The following is a 16,881-nucleotide window of genomic DNA, read 5'->3' as shown; positions in this document are numbered from 1 at the left end:
ACAGGCCTACGATCAACCGTTATGCAATCGATCTCGCTTGGCCAGTGTCGGGAACAGCTTTATCCACACCCCAGTCACCACCAAAGTGCCCACCCCACCCAGCACCACAGCCGGCACTGTGCCAAACCAGTGCGCGGTCACCCCCGATTCGAACTCGCCGAGCTGATTCGAGGCACCAATGAACAAACCGTTCACCGCACTCACCCGCCCGCGCATTTCATCCGGCGTCTCCAACTGCACGAAAGCGCCGCGGATGACCATGCTGATCATGTCCGCCGCGCCCAGCACCACCAGCACTGCCAGCGAGAACCAGAACGAGGTCGACAGGCCGAAGGCAATGGTCGCCACGCCGAACACGCCCACTGCCGTGAACATGGTCCGCCCCACATTGCGCTCGAACGGGAAGCGCGCCAGCCACAGCGACATCAGCAACGCCCCCACCGCTGGCGCAGAGCGCAGCAGGCCGAGGCCCAGCGGGCCGGTCAGCAGGATATCCTTGGCGAACACCGGCAGCAGCGCGGTGGCCCCACCCAGCAGTACGGCGAACAGGTCCAGCGAGATGGCGCCGAGGATGTCCGGCCGGCTGCGAATGAAGCGGATGCCGGCCAGCAGCGATTCGATGCTGGCGCGCCCGCGCTGTGCCACCTGGCCGCGTGCCTGCAGGCTCAGGGTCAGCACGCAGGCGATGGCGTAAAGGGCCACGGTGGGGCCGTATACCCAGATGCTGCCGAAGGCATACAGGAAGCCGCCCACCGCCGGAGCCACGATGGTTGCCGACTGGGTGGCCGAGGCCGAAGCTGCCACCGCGCGTGGGAACAGCCCGGCCGGTACCACGTTGGGCAGCAGCGCCTGGGTCGCCGGCATTTCGAACGAACGCGTGGCACCGAGCAGGAAGGCGAGGGCGAAGATCAGCTCGCGGGTGACGTTGTCGGTGGCACTGCCAAGCGCCAATGCCAGGGCTATCAGTCCCTGCAGGCTTTGGCACAGCGCAGCGACCTTGCGCCGGTCATAGCGGTCGGCGACATGCCCGGTATGCAGCATGAACAGCACCCGTGGGGCGAATTCGACCAGGCCGACCAAGCCCAGGTCCAGCACATTGCCGGTCAGCTGGTAGAGGTGCCAGCCGATTGCCACGGTGAGCATCTGGAAGCCGCTGGCGGTGAACACGCGGGCCAGCCAGAAGGCCAGGAAAGGGCGGTGGTGACGCAACAACTGCGGTTCGGAATCGGACATCGGAAACCAGGGGCCTCGGCGCAGTAGAGGGGGGCGCAGCGTATCATCTGTTTGTAACAAACGGTTACTGTTTGCTGGGGTCGGCACTTTTTCATGCGGCGTGGAAGGGGGTGGGGCAACCGGTCACGCGGCAATCAACCACACGGCCCGGCGGGCCATTCAGGACTATGCTTCCTAGCAATCGTTGATCTGGGTCAATCGTTCCAGATGTAACGATCGGGCCCTTGGGCCGAAATCCCTGCGATCGAACAGAACAATTCCAACGCGCCGCACTCGACTACCGTGGGGGCAGTGGGCGACGGGGCCAGCGGCCCGGACGCCGGATTATCTGAAGAGGAAGCACCATGTTCGGAATAGAGGCCTTAGAGCTCGCCCGAATGCAGTTTGCCTTTACCGTGTCGTTCCATATCCTGTTCCCGGCCATCACCATTGGCCTGGCGAGCTACCTGGCAGTCCTCGAAGGCCTCTGGCTGCGGACCAACAACCAGGTCTACCGTGACCTCTATCACTTCTGGTCGAAAATCTTCGCCGTCAACTTCGGCATGGGGGTGGTCTCCGGCCTGGTCATGGCCTACCAGTTCGGTACCAACTGGAGTCGTTTCTCAGACTTCGCCGGCGCTATCACCGGCCCGCTGCTCACCTACGAGGTATTGACCGCGTTCTTCCTGGAGGCTGGCTTCCTGGGGGTCATGCTGTTTGGCTGGAACCGTGTCGGCCGTGGCCTGCACTTCTTCTCCACGGTGATGGTGGCGCTCGGCACCTTGGTCTCGACCTTCTGGATCCTCGCCTCCAACAGTTGGATGCAGACCCCGCAAGGTCACGAGATCATCGACGGCCGGGTTGTGCCGGTGGACTGGCTGGCAGTGGTATTCAACCCCTCGTTCCCCTACCGCCTGATGCACATGGCCACTGCCGCATTCGTTTCCACCGCGTTCTTCGTCGGTGCCTCGGCGGCCTGGCACCTGCTGCGCGGACGTGACAACCCGGCCGTGCGCAAGATGCTGTCGATGGCCATGTGGATGGCGCTGATCGTCGCCCCGATCCAGGCGGTGATCGGTGACTTCCATGGCCTGAACACCCTCAAGCACCAGCCGGTGAAAATTGCCGCGATCGAAGGCCACTGGGAGAACGTGCCCGGCGAGCCGACCCCGCTGATCTTGTTCGGCATCCCCGACATGCAGGCCGAAACCACCCGCTTCAAGCTCGAGATCCCGGCACTCGGCAGCCTGATCCTGACCCACAGCCTGGACAAGCAGGTGCCGGCGATGAAGGAGTTCCCGCCCGAAGACCGGCCCAACTCGACCATCGTCTTCTGGTCGTTCCGGATCATGGTCGGGCTGGGTTTCCTGATGATCTTCGTCGGCCTGTGGAGCCTCTGGCTGCGCAAGCGCGGCACGCTCTACACCTCGCGGCCGTTCCTGTACCTGGCCCTGTGGATGGGCCCTTCCGGGCTGATCGCGCTGCTGGCCGGCTGGTTCACCACCGAAATCGGCCGCCAGCCCTGGGTGGTGTATGGCCTGATGCGCACGGCAGACGGTGTGTCCAACCACAGTTACGCCCAGCTCGGCTTCACCTTGGTGGCCTTCGTGGTGGTGTACTTCGCCCTGTTCGGTACCGGTCTTGGCTACATGATGCGCCTGGTGCGCAAAGGGCCGCGGACCGGCGAGGGTGACGAGCACAACCCTGGTGGCCCTGGCACCAAACGCACGCCGGCGCGGCCGCTGTCCGCCGCCGATGATGGCCGAGAGGCCAACTCCGCCAGCCTGAGCAAGGGGAACTGAGCCATGGGTATCGACCTTCCGCTGATCTGGGCCGTGATCATCATCTTCGGCGTCATGATGTATGTGGTGATGGATGGTTTCGACCTGGGGATCGGCATGCTCTTCCCGTTCGTCAAGGGCGAGCATGACCGTGATGTGATGATGAACACCGTCGCCCCCGTTTGGGATGGTAACGAGACCTGGCTGGTGCTGGGCGGTGCCGGGCTGTTCGGGGCGTTCCCGATGGCTTACTCGGTAGTGCTGGAGGCCCTGTACCTGCCGTTGATCCTGATGCTGATCGGTCTGATCTTCCGCGGCGTGGCCTTCGAGTTCCGCTTCAAGGCCAAGGCCGACAAGCGCCACATCTGGGACAAGGCGTTCATCTGGGGCTCGTTGATCGCCACCTTCTTCCAGGGCGTGGCGCTGGGTGCGTTCCTCGAAGGCTTCAAGGTGGTCGACCGGCATTTCGCCGGTGGCACCCTTGACTGGCTGACCCCGTTCAGCCTGTTCTGCGGCCTGGGGCTGATCGTTGCCTACACCCTGCTGGGCTGCACCTGGCTGATCATGAAGACCGAAGGGTCGCTGCAGCAGAAGATGCACGACATTGCCCGGCCGCTGGCGCTGGTGCTGCTGGTGGTGATCGGCATTGTCAGCCTGTGGACACCGATCGCCTACCCGCAGATTGCCGAGCGCTGGTTCAGCATGCCTAACCTGGTCTGGTTCATGCCGGTGCCGATCCTGGTGCTGGTAACCTTCTACGGGTTGCTCAAGGCGGTGGCGCGCAATGCGCACTACACGCCGTTCCTGCTGACGTTGGTGCTGATCTTCCTCGGCTACAGCGGCCTGGGCATCAGCCTGTGGCCGAACATCATCCCGCCGTCGATCTCGATCTGGGATGCCGCGGCGCCACCGCAGAGCCAGGGCTTCATGCTGGTGGGCACACTGTTCATCCTGCCGTTCATCCTCATGTATACCTTCTGGAGCTACTACGTGTTCCGCGGCAAGGTGACCCATGAAGACGGCTATCACTAGGAGGGCTGCATGATGACCGGCAAGCCTGGCTTGGAGGAGAAGAAACCCCTGTGGCAGCGGTTGGGCTGGCTGTTGCTGATCTGGGCGATGAGCGTGGCGGCCCTGGGCGTGGCGGCCTACGTGATGCGCCTGTTCATGGGGGCTGCGGGGCTGACCACCCATTGAGGTAAGCCTGCTCTGGCCCTATCGCCGGCAAGCCAGCTCCCACAGGTACTGCCCTTGAATGCAGTGCAGTACCTGTGGGAGCTGGCTTGCCGGCGATAGGGCCGGTACAGGCTTACTTGCGGGCTTTCAGGATAACGAACTTGGGCGTTGCCGCCACCTGTTCCACCCCCCGGAACAACCGCGCCAGCTTGCTGTGATAGCCCAGGTGGCGGTTACCCACGATATACAGCGCCCCACCCACCACCAACGCTTCACGCGCCTGCTGGAACATGCGCCAGGCGAGGAAATCGCCCACCACCTGCTGCTGGTGGAACGGCGGGTTGCACAGCACCACATCCAGCGACTGCTTCTCTACCCCCGCCAACCCATCGGCTGCCTCGAACACCGCCGGGCGCTCGCCCAACGCGGCCTGCCAGTTCTCCCGCGCCGATTGCACCGCCATGTACGACTCGTCGATCAGGGTGTATTGGGCATCCGGGTTTGCCAGGGCACTGGCTATCGCCAGCACGCCGTTGCCGCAGCCCAGGTCCGCCACTCGCGCGCGGCCCAGTTCGCGGGGCAGGTGCGGCAGGAACGCCCGCGTGCCGATATCCAGCCCCTCCCGGCAGAACACGTTGGCGTGGTTGAGCAGCTCCAGCGCCGGCGCGTCGAGGCGGTAGCGGCTAGGGTAAGGCGAGCGGGCGACCGGCCGTTCGGCCACCGTCGCGGTCAGCAAGCGGGCCTTTTTCTGCGCCAGCGAGGCCTGCACCGGGCCGATGTACTTCTCCATCAGGTCTCCGGCCGCCCGTGGCAGGTGCTTTATCATCGCCCCGGCAATCACCTGCGCACCGGGTGCCAGGTGGCCCTGCAGGCGGATCAGCTGTTCTTCGAGCAGGGCCAGGGTCTTGGGCACGCGCACCAGTACCCGGTCGAACGGGCCTTGCCAATGTTCGCTGGCCGGCACGAATGGCACGCTGTCGAACGGCAGGCCATTGCGTGCCAGGTTCTTTTCCAGGGCCAGGTGCGCCAGGTGCGAATCGCCACTGCTGACCACCTGCAGCTTGCCTGCCAGGCTGGCGGCCAGGGCGCCGAAGCTGTCATTGAGCACCAGCACCCGGCAGTTGGCCTCGGGTGCCTGCTCGTGCAGCTGCGCAAGCAGGTACTCGTCGGCGGCATCGAAAGCCTGCAGCGGGTCGTTGGCCTGTTCCGGCTGGCGGATCAGGTCGAGTTCGGCGTATGGGGTGGTCAACAGGGGCATGGCGTCTGGCTCGGGTATGAAACTGCCCGTTGCGGTTCGCCCCGGGCTTTGCCGGGCGATTCTACAGGGCTTTGCCCAAGGTCGCAGGTTTGAAGCTCAGAGCCAGCCACGCAGGGCGGCGATGGCGATGGCGCCGGCCTTGTTGGCGGCGTTGGTCTTGGTGATAACGCTACGAATATGGAAGTTCACCGTGCTTTGCGACAGAGAAAGGATGCAGGCAACGTCTGCGGCGGTCTTGCCGGCGGCGGACCATTTCAGCACTTCCAGCTCCCGCTCGCTCATTTTCGGTTGTGGCGGGCACAGTGCTTTGAGGTGATGTTCGCCAAGCACCGCATGCAGCGTATGGCACAGCCACTGCACATTGCCGGCCTTGCTGTAGAGTTCGACCGTATCGATGGCCCCGGCGGGCCTGGCCACACTGATCTGGCTTTCGTTGTGCCGCTGGTCGTGCAATGACTGTGTCCAACCATAGCGCAGACCGCTCCGGCAGGCCGCTTCACGAAACTGCGGAGCCTCGTGATACAGGTCATCAGTCCACAGCACCGGCATGGTCGAGCTGTGGCTCACATTGGCGGCCGCGTCCTGCTTGTAGAACTCATCGCGCTGGTAGCGCTCGATCCATTCGCGGGGGTAGTTGCTGTACAGGAACAGGTGGGGTGTTTGCGTCGCGATCTGGATGCGAATGTTCAGTCCCAGGTACTCCATGTCCAGGTCCTGCGCCAGATGCACGGCGATGTCGAACAATTTCTTTGGACAGCGTTCGTCGATGAACAAATGAAGATGCTCGGGTTTCCAGTTAAGCATCTGAAATACTCCTTGCCTCAGGAACCAGTCCGTTTAGGTACCCGCATGATTGTAGGAAAGGACCTACCGATTCGCTGAGAATTTTTTGTTATAGCAGTCAGGATTTGCTGCGAGTAAGACAGGATCGTCGCAGACGAGGCCCTACAAAGCAGTGGTTTTTATCCGCGTCACTTTGCGCGACACTGTGCGCACGCCAAACCTGGAGCCCGATATGACCGCTAGCGCCGAAAAGTTCACCCGCCAGACCCTGCTCGATGTTCAGCCACTTACGCCGAACCTCTTCAGCCTGCGGGTTACGCGCGATGCGGGGTTCCGCTTCCGTTCCGGCCAGTTTGCCCGCCTGGGTGTGACCAAGGCCGATGGCAGTGTGGTGTGGCGCGCCTATTCCATGGTCAGCGCGCCCCATGACGAGCACCTCGATTTTTTCTCCATCGTGGTGCCAGGCGGGGAGTTCACCAGCGAGCTGAGCCGGCTGGGGGCAGGCGATACCCTGCTGATCGACCGCCAGGCCTTCGGCTTCCTTACCCTCGACCGCTTCGTTGGTGGCCGTGACCTGTGGTTGCTGGCGACCGGTACTGGCATTGCGCCGTTCATGTCGATCCTGCAGGACTTCGAGGCCTGGGAGCGTTTCGACAACATCAAGCTTGTGTACTCGGTGCGCGAAGCGAAAGAGCTGGCCTATGTGGACGAGATTGCCGGGCTGGAGCAGCGCGATTACCTGGCTGAATTCGCCGGCAAGTTGCAGTTCATTCCGGTGGTGACCCGTGAACAGCACCCAGGGGCGTTGAACCAACGGATTACCACGCTGATCGAGAATGGCGAGCTGGAGAAGGCGGCGGGGCTGGAACTGTCGCCGGAACATTCGCGGGTGATGCTGTGTGGCAACCCGGAGATGATTGATGAGACGCGCAAGGTACTGAAGGCGCGCGACCTGCAATTGAGCCTGAGCAAGCGGCCGGGGCAGGTGGCTGTGGAAAACTACTGGTAAGGCCGTTGGGGCCGCTTTGCGGCCCATCGCGACACAAGGCCGCTCCTACAGGAACCGCGATTTCCTGGGAGATGCAAAAACCTTGTAGGAGCGGCCTTGTGTCGCGATAGGGCTGCAAGGCAGCCCCCGGCAATCTCAAGGCAAGCGGTTCTGGTTCTGCGCCTTGAGAAGGTCGCGAATCTCGGTCAGCAAGGTCTCTTCTGCAGTCGGCACAGGCGGTGCAGTCGGCGCCACGGCCTCTTCACGCTTGAGCTGGTTGATCGCCTTCACCCCCATGAAGATGGCAAAGGCCACGATCAGGAAGTCGATCACGGTCTGGATGAACTTGCCATACGCCAACATCACCGCCGGAACGTCACCTTCGGCAGCCTTCAGGGTAATTGCCAGGTCGCTGAAGTCCACGCCACCGATCAACAGGCCCAATGGCGGCATGACCACGTCACCGACGAAAGACGAGACGATCTTGCCGAAGGCCGCGCCGATGATGATACCAACCGCCATGTCGACGACATTGCCTTTGACCGCGAAGGCCTTGAATTCACTGATCATGCCCATGTTTGGTTCCTTGTAACAAAAGGTAAGGTTTACGCAGTGTAAGCCACTCAAACGCTTCATGCGTTGTGCTCAGGGCCACAGACTGCTGTTAGAACGAATAGTTTTGTCGCATCCCGAGGCGTTCGAGGCACGTCCAGCTCGGCTATCATGGCGGTTTTTTTCCAGGAGACCCCAGCCATGGCCAAGGCCAAGCGCTTGTATGGCTGCACCGAGTGCGGTGCGACCTTCCCCAAATGGGCCGGCCAGTGTGGCGAATGCGGGGCCTGGAACACCCTGGTCGAGACCATGATCGAAAGCGGCGGTGCCGCTGCGCCCAGTACCGGCCGTGCCGGCTGGACCGGGCAGCAGGCGCAGATCAAGACCCTGGCCGAAGTCAGCGTCGAGGAGATCCCGCGCTTCACCACCAGCAGCACCGAGCTGGACCGCGTGCTGGGCGGTGGCCTGGTGGATGGCTCGGTGGTGTTGATCGGTGGTGACCCCGGCATCGGCAAATCGACCATCCTGCTGCAGACCTTGTGCAACATTGCCGTGGGCATGCCGGCGCTGTATGTCACCGGCGAGGAGTCGCAGCAGCAGGTGGCCATGCGCTCCCGGCGCCTGGGCCTGCCCCAGGACCAGCTCAAGGTGATGACCGAAACCTGCATCGAGACCATCATCGCCACGGCCCGCGTCGAGAAACCGCGGGTCATGGTGATCGACTCGATCCAGACCATTTTCACCGAGCAGCTGCAATCGGCACCCGGCGGCGTGGCCCAGGTGCGCGAAAGCACGGCGTTGCTGGTGCGCTACGCCAAGCAGAGCGGCACGGCGATCTTCCTGGTCGGCCATGTGACCAAGGAAGGTTCGCTGGCCGGCCCGCGGGTACTCGAGCACATGGTGGACACCGTGCTGTATTTCGAGGGCGAGTCCGATGGCCGCCTGCGCCTGCTGCGGGCAGTCAAGAACCGCTTTGGCGCGGTCAACGAGCTGGGTGTGTTCGGCATGACCGACCGGGGCCTGAAAGAGGTGTCCAACCCCTCGGCGATCTTCCTCAACCGCACCCAGGAGGAAGTACCGGGCAGCGTGGTGATGGCGACCTGGGAGGGCACCCGGCCGATGTTGGTGGAGGTGCAGGCGCTGGTCGACGATAGCCACCTGGCCAACCCGCGCCGGGTGACCCTGGGCCTGGACCAGAATCGCCTGGCCATGTTGCTGGCAGTGCTGCACCGCCACGGCGGTATTCCCACCCATGACCAGGACGTGTTCCTCAACGTGGTGGGCGGGGTGAAGGTGCTGGAAACCGCCTCGGACCTGGCGTTGCTGGCGGCGGTGATGTCCAGCCTGCGCAACCGGCCCCTGGCCCATGGCCTGCTGGTGTTTGGCGAGATCGGCCTGTCTGGTGAGGTACGGCCGGTGCCCAGTGGTCAGGAGCGTTTGAAGGAGGCCGCCAAGCATGGTTTCAAGCGGGCCATCGTGCCCAAGGGCAATGCGCCGAAAGAGGCTCCGGCCGGGTTGCAGGTGATTGCCGTTACCCGGCTGGAGCAGGCTCTGGATGCGTTGTTCGAATAGTTTGTCGCCTGTACCGGCCTCTTCGCGGGCACGCCCGCTCCCACAGGATCACCTCAGTCTCCGAAACTTGTGCAGTCCCTGTGGGAGCGGGCGCGCCCGCGAAGAGGCCGGTACAGGTAAATGAAAAAGGGGCCGACGATGCGCATCGGCCCCCCACCTCACCGCTCAGTCAGCGGTCAATGCTCGGCAACCGCACTGCGCCTGACCGTTTCATTGCCATGCTCGTCCAGTTCCAGCATCGGCACCTCATTACCCTCGGCATCGAACAGCTTGCCATCCTTGAAGTAGTCGCCATCACGCAGCGCTGAAATGTCCGAGTACTGGATGGTGCGCTCGTACGCGGCGGCAAACACCGACTGCTGGTCCGAGTTGCCGGCGGTGAAGTGGTTGAAGATCAGGTTCAGCAGGATGGCCATGATCGCCGCCGAGCTGATGCCCGAGTGGAAGATGGTCTCGAACCAGTTCGGGAAGTGGTGGTAGAAGGTCGGTGCGGCAATCGGGATCATGCCGAAGCCCAGCGAGGCAGCGACGATGATCAGGTTGACGTTGTTCTTGTAGCTGACCTTGGACAAGGTGCGGATACCGCTGGCTGCCACGGTGCCGAACAGCACGATGCCCGCGCCACCCAGTACCGGAGTAGGGACTGCGGCAATCACCCGGCCCATGATCGGCAGCAGGCCGAGCACCACCAGGATCAAGCCACCGGTGGCCACCACGTAGCGGCTCTTGACCCCGGTCACGGCTACCAGGCCGACGTTCTGGGCGAACGCGCTCTGGGTGAACGAGCCGAAGATTGGCGCCAGGATGCTCGATGCCATGTCGGCGCGCAGGCCATTGCCCAGGCGTTTGGAGTCGACCTTGGTGTCGATGATCTCACCCACGGCGAGGATGTCGGCCGAGGTTTCCACCAAGGTCACCATGATCACGATGCACATCGACAGGATCGCGGCGATGTGGAATTCCGGCATGCCGAAATGGAACGGCGTGGGGAAGGCGAACATCGGGCCCTCTGTGACCTTGCTGAAGTCGGCCATGCCCAGCGCCCAGGCGATCAGGGTGCCGACCACCATGGCCAGCAGGATCGACAGGCGTGAAATCGCCGCGCTGCCCAGCTTGCTCAGCAGCAGCACGATGGCGAAGGTCAGGGCCGCCAGGCCGATATTGGCCACGCTGCCGAATTCCGGCGAGGCGCTGTTGCCACCCATCACCCAGCGAGCGGCCACGGGCATCAGGGTCAGGCCGATGGTGGTGATGACGATGCCGGTCACCAGCGGCGGGAAGAACTTGGTGATGCGCGAGAACACCGGGGTGATCAGAAAGCCGATCAGCGATGCTGCCATGACCGCACCGAGCACGCCCGGCAGGCCACCGCCGCCCTCGCTGCTGAGGATTGCACCCATGGTTGCCACACCGGCGAACGAAACGCCCTGCACCAGCGGCAACTGGCAGCCGAAGAACGGCAGACCGAGGGTTTGCAGCAGGGTGGCCAGGCCACCGGCAAACAACGAAGCGGCGATCAGCATGCCGATTTCGGCACCGTTCAGGCCCGCGGCCTGCCCCAGGATCAGGGGTACCGCGACGATCCCCCCGTACATGGTCAGCACATGCTGCAGACCATAGGCCAGGTTGGCACCAAGGCCGAGGTTTTCATCCTCGGGGCGCTTGGCGGGAGACGTGCTAGGGGACGTAGTCATGGAGCAGGCTCTCTGTTTATTGTTGTGGTGCTACTGTAGACACTTCCTACAAATGATTGCCACAAGAATTGTATACAATATTTTGATCGGAGCGCGCACAAGAGCGCCCGCAAGGTGTGCGAGAGCTCAATGCAGAAGGCGTACCAACTTGTCAGAGGCTGTGCTAGAGGGGTGTGTACAAAACGCTGCTACCCAGGCTTAAAGCTGTCTGGGTAGACAGGAAACAAAAGGTGGGGAAGCGATTAGCTAGCTAAGAGATTTCATTATTCGATCAGTTCGCGCAGCTCACGCATCATTTCGGTGCTGTCGGCCACGTTCAATTCCACAAGACGGTGCAGATGGCTCATCGAATCGAGGTCGATGTACAAGCAGATGAAACCCAGGCGGTCTGGTTCCTCATGGCGCAGTTCAACCTGCATTTGCACGTGTGCATCGGGGCCCAGGTGAATGATGGCATCGAAGTCCTGGGTCAGGTCGACATCCCAGTTGGCCGGTCGTTCGATCAGCAAACCCTTGAGTGAAAGGTCCAGCAGCTTCGCAGGCCAGCGTCGCAGGCCCTGGCGCAGCTCGGTGGGGGCGTCGAAATCGATGCGCTGGAAACGGCGGCGTTCGTCGTGGTCGCTCATGGGTTAGATCCTCGCATAGGTCTTCAGGTGACATCCTGACTATAGTTAGAGTGGTATGTACATCAGGTACCGCAATCTGGCCGCAGAGGCTCTAGACCAAAGCAAGTGTGGCAATGCGCGATGACTCGCCCTAGACTCGATGGGCGGTCTTTTCCAATCCACCAGCTGGAAGCAAACCATGAACAACAATAATAGCCTGCTACGCCACATTCCGTGGCTGGCGCTGGCAGTCATAGGAGCCTGTGCGCTGGGCGTGGTTGCCCTGCGTCGCGGCGAGGCGATCAATGCCTTGTGGATCGTGGTCGCGGCAGTGGCCATCTACCTGGTCGCCTATCGTTACTACAGCCTGTTCATCGCCACCAAGGTGATGCAGCTCGACCCTCGCCGTGCCACCCCGGCGGTGCTCAACAACGACGGCCTGGACTACGTCCCGACCAACAAACACATCCTCTTCGGTCACCATTTCGCCGCCATCGCTGGCGCAGGCCCCTTGGTCGGCCCGGTACTCGCCGCGCAGATGGGCTACCTGCCCGGCACGCTGTGGCTGATCGCCGGCGTGGTGCTGGCCGGTGCGGTGCAGGACTTCATGGTCCTGTTCCTGTCCACCCGCCGCAACGGCCGCTCGCTGGGCGACATGGTGCGCGAGGAGATGGGCCGCATTCCAGGCACCATCGCGCTGTTCGGTTGCTTCCTGATCATGATCATCATCCTTGCGGTGCTGGCATTGATCGTGGTCAAGGCCCTGGCCGAAAGCCCTTGGGGCATGTTCACGGTGATGGCGACCATCCCGATCGCGATGTTCATGGGCATCTACATGCGCTACATCCGTCCGGGCCATATCGGTGAGATATCGGTCATCGGCGTGGTGCTGCTGCTGGCTTCGATCTGGCTGGGGGGCCAGATTGCCGCAGACCCGACCTGGGGCCCGGCGTTTACCTTTACCGGTGTGCAGATCACCTGGATGCTGGTGGGCTACGGTTTCGTCGCCGCGGTACTGCCTGTATGGCTGGTACTTGCGCCACGTGACTACCTGTCGACCTTCCTCAAGATCGGCACCATCGTCGGCCTGGCCATCGGTATCCTGATCATCGCGCCCGAGCTGAAGATGCCGGCGCTGACCCAGTTCACCGACGGCACTGGCCCGGTGTGGAAGGGCACCCTGTTCCCGTTCCTGTTCATCACCATCGCCTGTGGTGCGGTGTCCGGCTTCCACGCGCTGATCTCCTCGGGGACCACGCCGAAGCTGCTGGACAACGAAACCAACGCTCGCTACATCGGCTACGGCGGCATGCTGATGGAGTCGTTCGTTGCCATCATGGCCATGGTTGCCGCCTCGGTGATCGAACCAGGCGTGTACTTCGCCATGAACAGCCCGGCCGCGGTGGTCGGTGCCGATGTGGCGTCGGTGGCGCAGACGGTCAGCAGCTGGGGCTTCCTGATCACCCCTGAGCAACTCGAGGCCACTGCCCGCGACATTGGCGAGCACACCGTGCTGGCTCGTGCCGGTGGTGCGCCGACCCTGGCTGTGGGTATCGCGCAGATCCTGCACCAGGTGCTGCCGGGTGAAAACACCATGGCCTTCTGGTACCACTTCGCGATCCTGTTCGAGGCGCTGTTCATCCTCACCGCAGTGGACGCCGGCACCCGTGCCGGGCGCTTCATGCTGCAGGACCTGCTGGGCAGCTTCGTGCCGGCGCTCAAGCGCACCGAATCGTGGACTGCCAACCTGATCGGTACTGCCGGCTGCGTGGCCCTGTGGGGCTACCTGCTGTACCAAGGCGTGATCGACCCGCTGGGTGGCATCAATACCCTGTGGCCGCTGTTCGGCATTTCCAACCAGATGCTGGCGGGTATCGCCCTGATGCTCGGCACCGTGGTGCTGATCAAGATGAAGCGTCAGCGCTACGTCTGGGTCACCCTGCTGCCGGCCGTATGGCTGCTGATCTGCACCACCACCGCCGGCCTGATCAAGCTGTTCGACCCGAACCCGGCAGTGGGCTTCCTGGCCCTGGCCAAGAAGTACAGCACCGCACTGGACGCCGGCCAGGTACTGGCCCCGGCCAAGGACATCGGGCAGATGCAGCACGTGATCTTCAATGCCTACACCAATGCCGGCCTGACCGTGCTGTTCCTGGTGGTGGTGTTCAGCGTGCTGTTCTTCGCTGTCAAGGTCGGCTTCGCCGCCCTCGGCCGCAAAGAGCGCACCGACAAGGAAACCCCGTTCCAGGCCCTGCCTGACGCTTGAGAGGACTGCTGCGATGTTCAACGACCTGGGTCGACTGGGTAAATACCTGGGGCAGGCAGCCCGCCTGATGGTCGGCATGCCCGACTACGACAACTACGTCGAGCACATGCAGACCAAGCACCCGGACAAGCCGGTCATGACGTACGAGGAGTTCTTCCGCGAACGCCAGGAAGCGCGTTACGGCGGCAAGTCCGGGCCCAAGTGCTGTTGAGCCTCAAGCGTTAACCTGTCCCGGCCTCATCGCCGGCAAGCCGGCTCCGCTCCGGCCTCAGCGCAGGCAATCAGCCTCCCACAGGTACTCCGCAGCCCTCAAGGTCTGTGCGGTACCTGTGGGAGCTGGCTTGCCGGCGATGAGGCCAGTGTTTTTTCCGCACAGGAGATGTTCTGCGTGCAGACGCCTATCCCCGTAACCGTACTCACTGGCTTCCTCGGTGCCGGCAAGACCACCTTGCTCAAGCACATGCTCAAGGCCGAGCACGGCCTGAAGATCGCCGTGATCGAAAACGAATTCAGCGAGGCCGGCATCGACAGCCAGCTGCTGGGCGACGAGCCGGTGCAGGTGATGACCCTGGCCAATGGCTGCGTGTGCTGCAGCATCCACGGCGACCTGACCCGCGCCTTGTACCTGCTGCTCGAACGCCTGGATGCCGGCGAGATCGCCTTCGACCGCCTGGTAATCGAATGCACCGGCCTGGCCGACCCGGCGCCGGTGGCCCAAACCTTCTTCATCGACGAGGAACTGCGTGAGCGCTACATCCTCGATGGCATCATCACCCTGGTCGATGCCGCCCACGCCGAGCTGCACCTGACCCAGACCATCGCCCAGGCCCAGGTCGGCTTTGCCGATCGCCTGCTGCTGAGCAAGACCGACCTGGTCGAGCCCGCTGCGGTCGAGGCCCTGCGCGAGCGCCTGGCCCGCATCAATGGCCGGGCGGCGATCCGCGTGGTCGAGCATGGTCGCATCGACCTGGCCGAGCTGCTGGATGTGCGTGGTTTCAACCTCAACCCCGATCTGGGCGCGAACCTGAAGCCAGCGCTACGCCCGCTGCTCAAGCCCGCTACCCCGGACCGGATCTCCACCTTGGTGCTGCGCACGGAAAGCGCGCTGGACATCGACCGCCTCAGCGATTTCATGAACGAACTGCTGGAAACCCACGGCAAGCAGCTGCTGCGCTACAAGGGCGTGCTGAACATCGCCGGTGAAGCGCGCAAGCTGGTGTTCCAGGGTGTGCTCAAGCTCTATGGCTTCGACTGGGACGCCGAGTGGGCCGAGGGTGAAACTCGCGAGAGCGTGATGGTGTTCATCGCTGACGAATTGCCCGAAGCTACGATTCGGGCTGGGTTCGAGGCGCTGGCTGCGGGCTGAGCTGACGCGGCGTCTGGGCCTGGAACCACTGCGGCCATGAGCTGCGGTGGCGTGTCTCGAGCTCGATGCACGGGATCAGGCGCTCGGTCAGCAGCGCCGTCTGCCGCACTGCCTTGGCGGTGCGGTACTTGACGCTGTGGATGCATTCGCGGTCGCCGAACTCGCAGCGGTTCAGCGCGGTGCCGCCGCAGGGGCCGTTGGCCAGGCCCTTGGGGCAGGTTTCCGGGCAGATGTACAGGGTGTCTTCCAGGCGGCAGCGGCCACAGGTGTCGCAGCCTACCAGCGGGTGCTTCACCGCGTGTTCCACCTTGTGCAGAACCTGTGCGCCAAGGCGGGTAGCCCACATCGGTTGGCGCACGGCCCAGCCAAATGCCTTGCTCAGGCTATTGCGGCGGCTGAACAGCAGCGAATGCATGCCGTGCATCAGGTGATAGCGCGCTTTCTCCTTGAACGAGGCATCGACCCGTGACTCGCCCTGGCGCCAGCTTGCCTGCGGCGGATGGAAGCTGACTGCCGGCAGGCCGGGCATCTGCCAGCTGGCCTGCCAGGCCGGCGCCCATTGTTCCAGTGTGTGGATTTGCGCCTTCCAGTGCTCGATGCGTGCCTCCAGGGCCAGCAGTTGCTTGAGTTCGTGAACCCCCGACAGATGCACGCCGGCGTAGCCCATCAGCTTCACGCCGATGATCTGCAAGGCCAGGCGGTCGACGCTGCGCGCCTGGGCAAAGGCCTTGGACTGCGCCGCTTCCGCTTCCAGCATGTCGCGCATGGACGGCGTGACGGTCACGCCAGCCACGTGCTCGAGCATCGTCGCACGCCCGTGGGTGAGGCTCATCAGGCAGGCCAGCATCGGCCTGGGCATGGCCTGGCGGCTCATCCAGTGCATGGCTTCCTGGTGTTTGCCGGCATCGAAGCCCAGTTGCAGGGTGAGGAAGTCGGCGCCCGCCGCCAGTTTTTTCTCGGCCTTGAAGTATTGGGCACCGCCTTCGTCCTCGCAGTACTTGAACGGGTTGAGCGCCGCACCAAGCAGCCAGTGTGGGCAGGCCTGGCGGGCGATCTGCAGGGCTGCGACCGATTCCAGGTAGCGCACCGGGCGTTGGCCAGGCTGGTGGCCGGGCAGGCGGTCGCCGGTAAGCAGCAACAGTTGGTCGAGGCCGGCGGCATCCATGCGTTGCAGTTGGGCGAGCAGGTGGTGGCGTTCGCGGTCCTTGCCGGAGAAGTGCGGCAGGGCGGGTACCGGGTTGCTGAACGAGGCGAGGGCGTCCAGTGGCGACATGTCCAGCGGGCTGCCGACGCGGTCGCCGATTGCCACGGTCATCGGCCAGCCGCACAGGTGCGCACGGGCCAGGATCGCGTCCATGGCGGCAAAGCGTTCTGTGGAGGGCTTGGGGACGAACTCCATGACGCAGACGAAGGTGTTTTCGCGCAGCGCGGTTTTCAGCAGGCTCATGGGGCCGGGTACCTGGTTTGGTCAGGCTGGCATTGTGCGGCAGAAGGCGGGTGCGGTCATGTCCGGATGCGCAGGGTGGTGCTCTGAATGAGACATCCGGGTTTGCCTGTGCCGGCCCTTTTTGGGGGGGAAGGAGGGACCAAAAAAGGGGGGGGGAACGTGGGAAGGGGAGGGGGCATGC

15 protein-coding genes are annotated in these 16,881 nt (G+C 63.4%); 8 read left to right on the top strand and 7 right to left on the bottom strand.

The genetic code is table 11. From position 1 onward, the window contains the following. Nucleotides 1-12: 12 nt before the first annotated feature. Nucleotides 13-1,233 carry an MFS transporter gene (locus tag ACLCGK_RS24810; RefSeq protein WP_013974221.1) on the bottom strand — a complete coding sequence of 407 codons (1,221 nt, stop codon included), beginning with the start codon at nucleotides 1,231-1,233 and terminating at the stop codon, nucleotides 13-15. Nucleotides 1,234-1,577: 344 nt separating this feature from the next. On the opposite strand from ACLCGK_RS24810, the gene ACLCGK_RS24805 reads away from it, so the two are divergent. From ACLCGK_RS24805 to ACLCGK_RS24795, 3 genes are read left to right on the top strand one after another with little or no spacing between them, the layout of a single operon-like run. Beyond that, nucleotides 1,578-3,014, top strand: a complete 1,437-nt coding sequence (locus tag ACLCGK_RS24805; protein ID WP_023662143.1) for a cytochrome ubiquinol oxidase subunit I — start codon at nucleotides 1,578-1,580, stop codon at nucleotides 3,012-3,014. A gap of 3 nt (nucleotides 3,015-3,017) precedes the next feature. Further along, entirely contained in the window at nucleotides 3,018-4,025 is a 1,008-nt protein-coding gene (cydB, locus tag ACLCGK_RS24800; RefSeq protein WP_013974219.1) for a cytochrome d ubiquinol oxidase subunit II, read from the top strand. Nucleotides 4,026-4,034: 9 nt separating this feature from the next. Further along, the gene (locus ACLCGK_RS24795; protein WP_013974218.1) at nucleotides 4,035-4,190 is read left to right on the top strand and encodes a DUF2474 domain-containing protein; all 156 of its coding nucleotides are present in this window, start codon (nucleotides 4,035-4,037) and stop codon (nucleotides 4,188-4,190) included. A gap of 112 nt (nucleotides 4,191-4,302) precedes the next feature. Here ACLCGK_RS24795 and ACLCGK_RS24790 read toward each other — a convergent pair whose 3' ends face one another. Together ACLCGK_RS24790 and ACLCGK_RS24785 are read right to left on the bottom strand one after the other, a co-directional pair. Then, nucleotides 4,303-5,427, bottom strand: coding sequence for a methyltransferase (locus tag ACLCGK_RS24790; protein ID WP_410953160.1), 1,125 nt, complete (start codon nucleotides 5,425-5,427; stop codon nucleotides 4,303-4,305). 96 nt (nucleotides 5,428-5,523) lie between these two features. Next, complete coding sequence (locus tag ACLCGK_RS24785; RefSeq protein ID WP_039613046.1) at nucleotides 5,524-6,231, bottom strand: autoinducer binding domain-containing protein; 708 nt, start codon at nucleotides 6,229-6,231, stop codon at nucleotides 5,524-5,526. A 211-nt stretch (nucleotides 6,232-6,442) separates the two neighbouring features. Here ACLCGK_RS24785 and ACLCGK_RS24780 point away from each other — a divergent pair, with 211 nt between their 5' ends. Continuing rightward, the gene (locus ACLCGK_RS24780) at nucleotides 6,443-7,219 is read left to right on the top strand and encodes a ferredoxin--NADP reductase (protein ID WP_046616355.1); all 777 of its coding nucleotides are present in this window, start codon (nucleotides 6,443-6,445) and stop codon (nucleotides 7,217-7,219) included. A gap of 135 nt (nucleotides 7,220-7,354) precedes the next feature. Here the strand turns inward: ACLCGK_RS24780 and mscL are convergent, their stop codons facing one another. Further along, on the bottom strand, nucleotides 7,355-7,774 hold the full coding sequence (gene mscL, locus ACLCGK_RS24775) for a large-conductance mechanosensitive channel protein MscL (protein ID WP_015271796.1): 420 nt from the start codon (nucleotides 7,772-7,774) through the stop codon (nucleotides 7,355-7,357). A gap of 177 nt (nucleotides 7,775-7,951) precedes the next feature. Here mscL and radA point away from each other — a divergent pair, with 177 nt between their 5' ends. Continuing rightward, on the top strand, nucleotides 7,952-9,322 hold the full coding sequence (gene radA, locus ACLCGK_RS24770; protein ID WP_015271795.1) for a DNA repair protein RadA: 1,371 nt from the start codon (nucleotides 7,952-7,954) through the stop codon (nucleotides 9,320-9,322). A 176-nt stretch (nucleotides 9,323-9,498) separates the two neighbouring features. Here the strand turns inward: radA and ACLCGK_RS24765 are convergent, their stop codons facing one another. Together ACLCGK_RS24765 and ACLCGK_RS24760 are read right to left on the bottom strand one after the other, a co-directional pair. Further along, nucleotides 9,499-11,016: a nucleobase:cation symporter-2 family protein gene (locus ACLCGK_RS24765; RefSeq protein WP_013974213.1), complete on the bottom strand. Its 1,518-nt coding sequence runs from the start codon at nucleotides 11,014-11,016 to the stop codon at nucleotides 9,499-9,501. Between the two features lie 263 nt (nucleotides 11,017-11,279). Further along, on the bottom strand, nucleotides 11,280-11,642 hold the full coding sequence (locus tag ACLCGK_RS24760) for a PilZ domain-containing protein (protein ID WP_410953159.1): 363 nt from the start codon (nucleotides 11,640-11,642) through the stop codon (nucleotides 11,280-11,282). 178 nt (nucleotides 11,643-11,820) lie between these two features. Between ACLCGK_RS24760 and ACLCGK_RS24755 the strand changes: the two genes are divergently transcribed. From ACLCGK_RS24755 to yjiA, 3 genes are all read left to right on the top strand, one after another. Next, on the top strand, nucleotides 11,821-13,887 hold the full coding sequence (locus ACLCGK_RS24755; RefSeq protein ID WP_024087740.1) for a carbon starvation CstA family protein: 2,067 nt from the start codon (nucleotides 11,821-11,823) through the stop codon (nucleotides 13,885-13,887). 13 nt (nucleotides 13,888-13,900) lie between these two features. After that, on the top strand, nucleotides 13,901-14,098 hold the full coding sequence (locus tag ACLCGK_RS24750) for a YbdD/YjiX family protein (protein ID WP_013974210.1): 198 nt from the start codon (nucleotides 13,901-13,903) through the stop codon (nucleotides 14,096-14,098). A gap of 177 nt (nucleotides 14,099-14,275) precedes the next feature. After that, nucleotides 14,276-15,253 (top strand): GTPase, encoded by a 978-nt coding sequence (gene yjiA, locus ACLCGK_RS24745; protein WP_015271793.1) that lies wholly within the window; start codon nucleotides 14,276-14,278, stop codon nucleotides 15,251-15,253. Here the strand turns inward: yjiA and ACLCGK_RS24740 are convergent. Then, nucleotides 15,213-16,700, bottom strand: coding sequence for a methylenetetrahydrofolate reductase C-terminal domain-containing protein (locus ACLCGK_RS24740; RefSeq protein WP_410953158.1), 1,488 nt, complete (start codon nucleotides 16,698-16,700; stop codon nucleotides 15,213-15,215). The two genes, yjiA and ACLCGK_RS24740, sit on opposite strands and share 41 nt — an antisense overlap. Nucleotides 16,701-16,881 lie beyond the last annotated feature (181 nt).

This window comes from Pseudomonas sp. S1(2024) (assembly GCF_046557535.1).
Note: the sequence above shows the minus strand (reverse complement) of the source record. Positions and strands in the feature narration are given on the sequence as shown.

What these genes read in the sequence shown, in the direction of transcription:
- ACLCGK_RS24810 (WP_013974221.1), bottom strand. Translation starts at nt 1,233, where the DNA reads ATGTCCGATTCCGAACCGCAGTTGTTGCGTCACCACCGCCCTTTCCTG.
- ACLCGK_RS24805 (WP_023662143.1), top strand. Translation starts at nt 1,578, where the DNA reads ATGTTCGGAATAGAGGCCTTAGAGCTCGCCCGAATGCAGTTTGCCTTT.
- cydB (WP_013974219.1), top strand. Translation starts at nt 3,018, where the DNA reads ATGGGTATCGACCTTCCGCTGATCTGGGCCGTGATCATCATCTTCGGC.
- ACLCGK_RS24795 (WP_013974218.1), top strand. Translation starts at nt 4,035, where the DNA reads ATGATGACCGGCAAGCCTGGCTTGGAGGAGAAGAAACCCCTGTGGCAG.
- ACLCGK_RS24790 (WP_410953160.1), bottom strand. Translation starts at nt 5,427, where the DNA reads ATGCCCCTGTTGACCACCCCATACGCCGAACTCGACCTGATCCGCCAG.
- ACLCGK_RS24785 (WP_039613046.1), bottom strand. Translation starts at nt 6,231, where the DNA reads ATGCTTAACTGGAAACCCGAGCATCTTCATTTGTTCATCGACGAACGC.
- ACLCGK_RS24780 (WP_046616355.1), top strand. Translation starts at nt 6,443, where the DNA reads ATGACCGCTAGCGCCGAAAAGTTCACCCGCCAGACCCTGCTCGATGTT.
- mscL (WP_015271796.1), bottom strand. Translation starts at nt 7,774, where the DNA reads ATGGGCATGATCAGTGAATTCAAGGCCTTCGCGGTCAAAGGCAATGTC.
- radA (WP_015271795.1), top strand. Translation starts at nt 7,952, where the DNA reads ATGGCCAAGGCCAAGCGCTTGTATGGCTGCACCGAGTGCGGTGCGACC.
- ACLCGK_RS24765 (WP_013974213.1), bottom strand. Translation starts at nt 11,016, where the DNA reads ATGACTACGTCCCCTAGCACGTCTCCCGCCAAGCGCCCCGAGGATGAA.
- ACLCGK_RS24760 (WP_410953159.1), bottom strand. Translation starts at nt 11,642, where the DNA reads ATGAGCGACCACGACGAACGCCGCCGTTTCCAGCGCATCGATTTCGAC.
- ACLCGK_RS24755 (WP_024087740.1), top strand. Translation starts at nt 11,821, where the DNA reads ATGAACAACAATAATAGCCTGCTACGCCACATTCCGTGGCTGGCGCTG.
- ACLCGK_RS24750 (WP_013974210.1), top strand. Translation starts at nt 13,901, where the DNA reads ATGTTCAACGACCTGGGTCGACTGGGTAAATACCTGGGGCAGGCAGCC.
- ACLCGK_RS24740 (WP_410953158.1), bottom strand. Translation starts at nt 16,700, where the DNA reads ATGAGCCTGCTGAAAACCGCGCTGCGCGAAAACACCTTCGTCTGCGTC.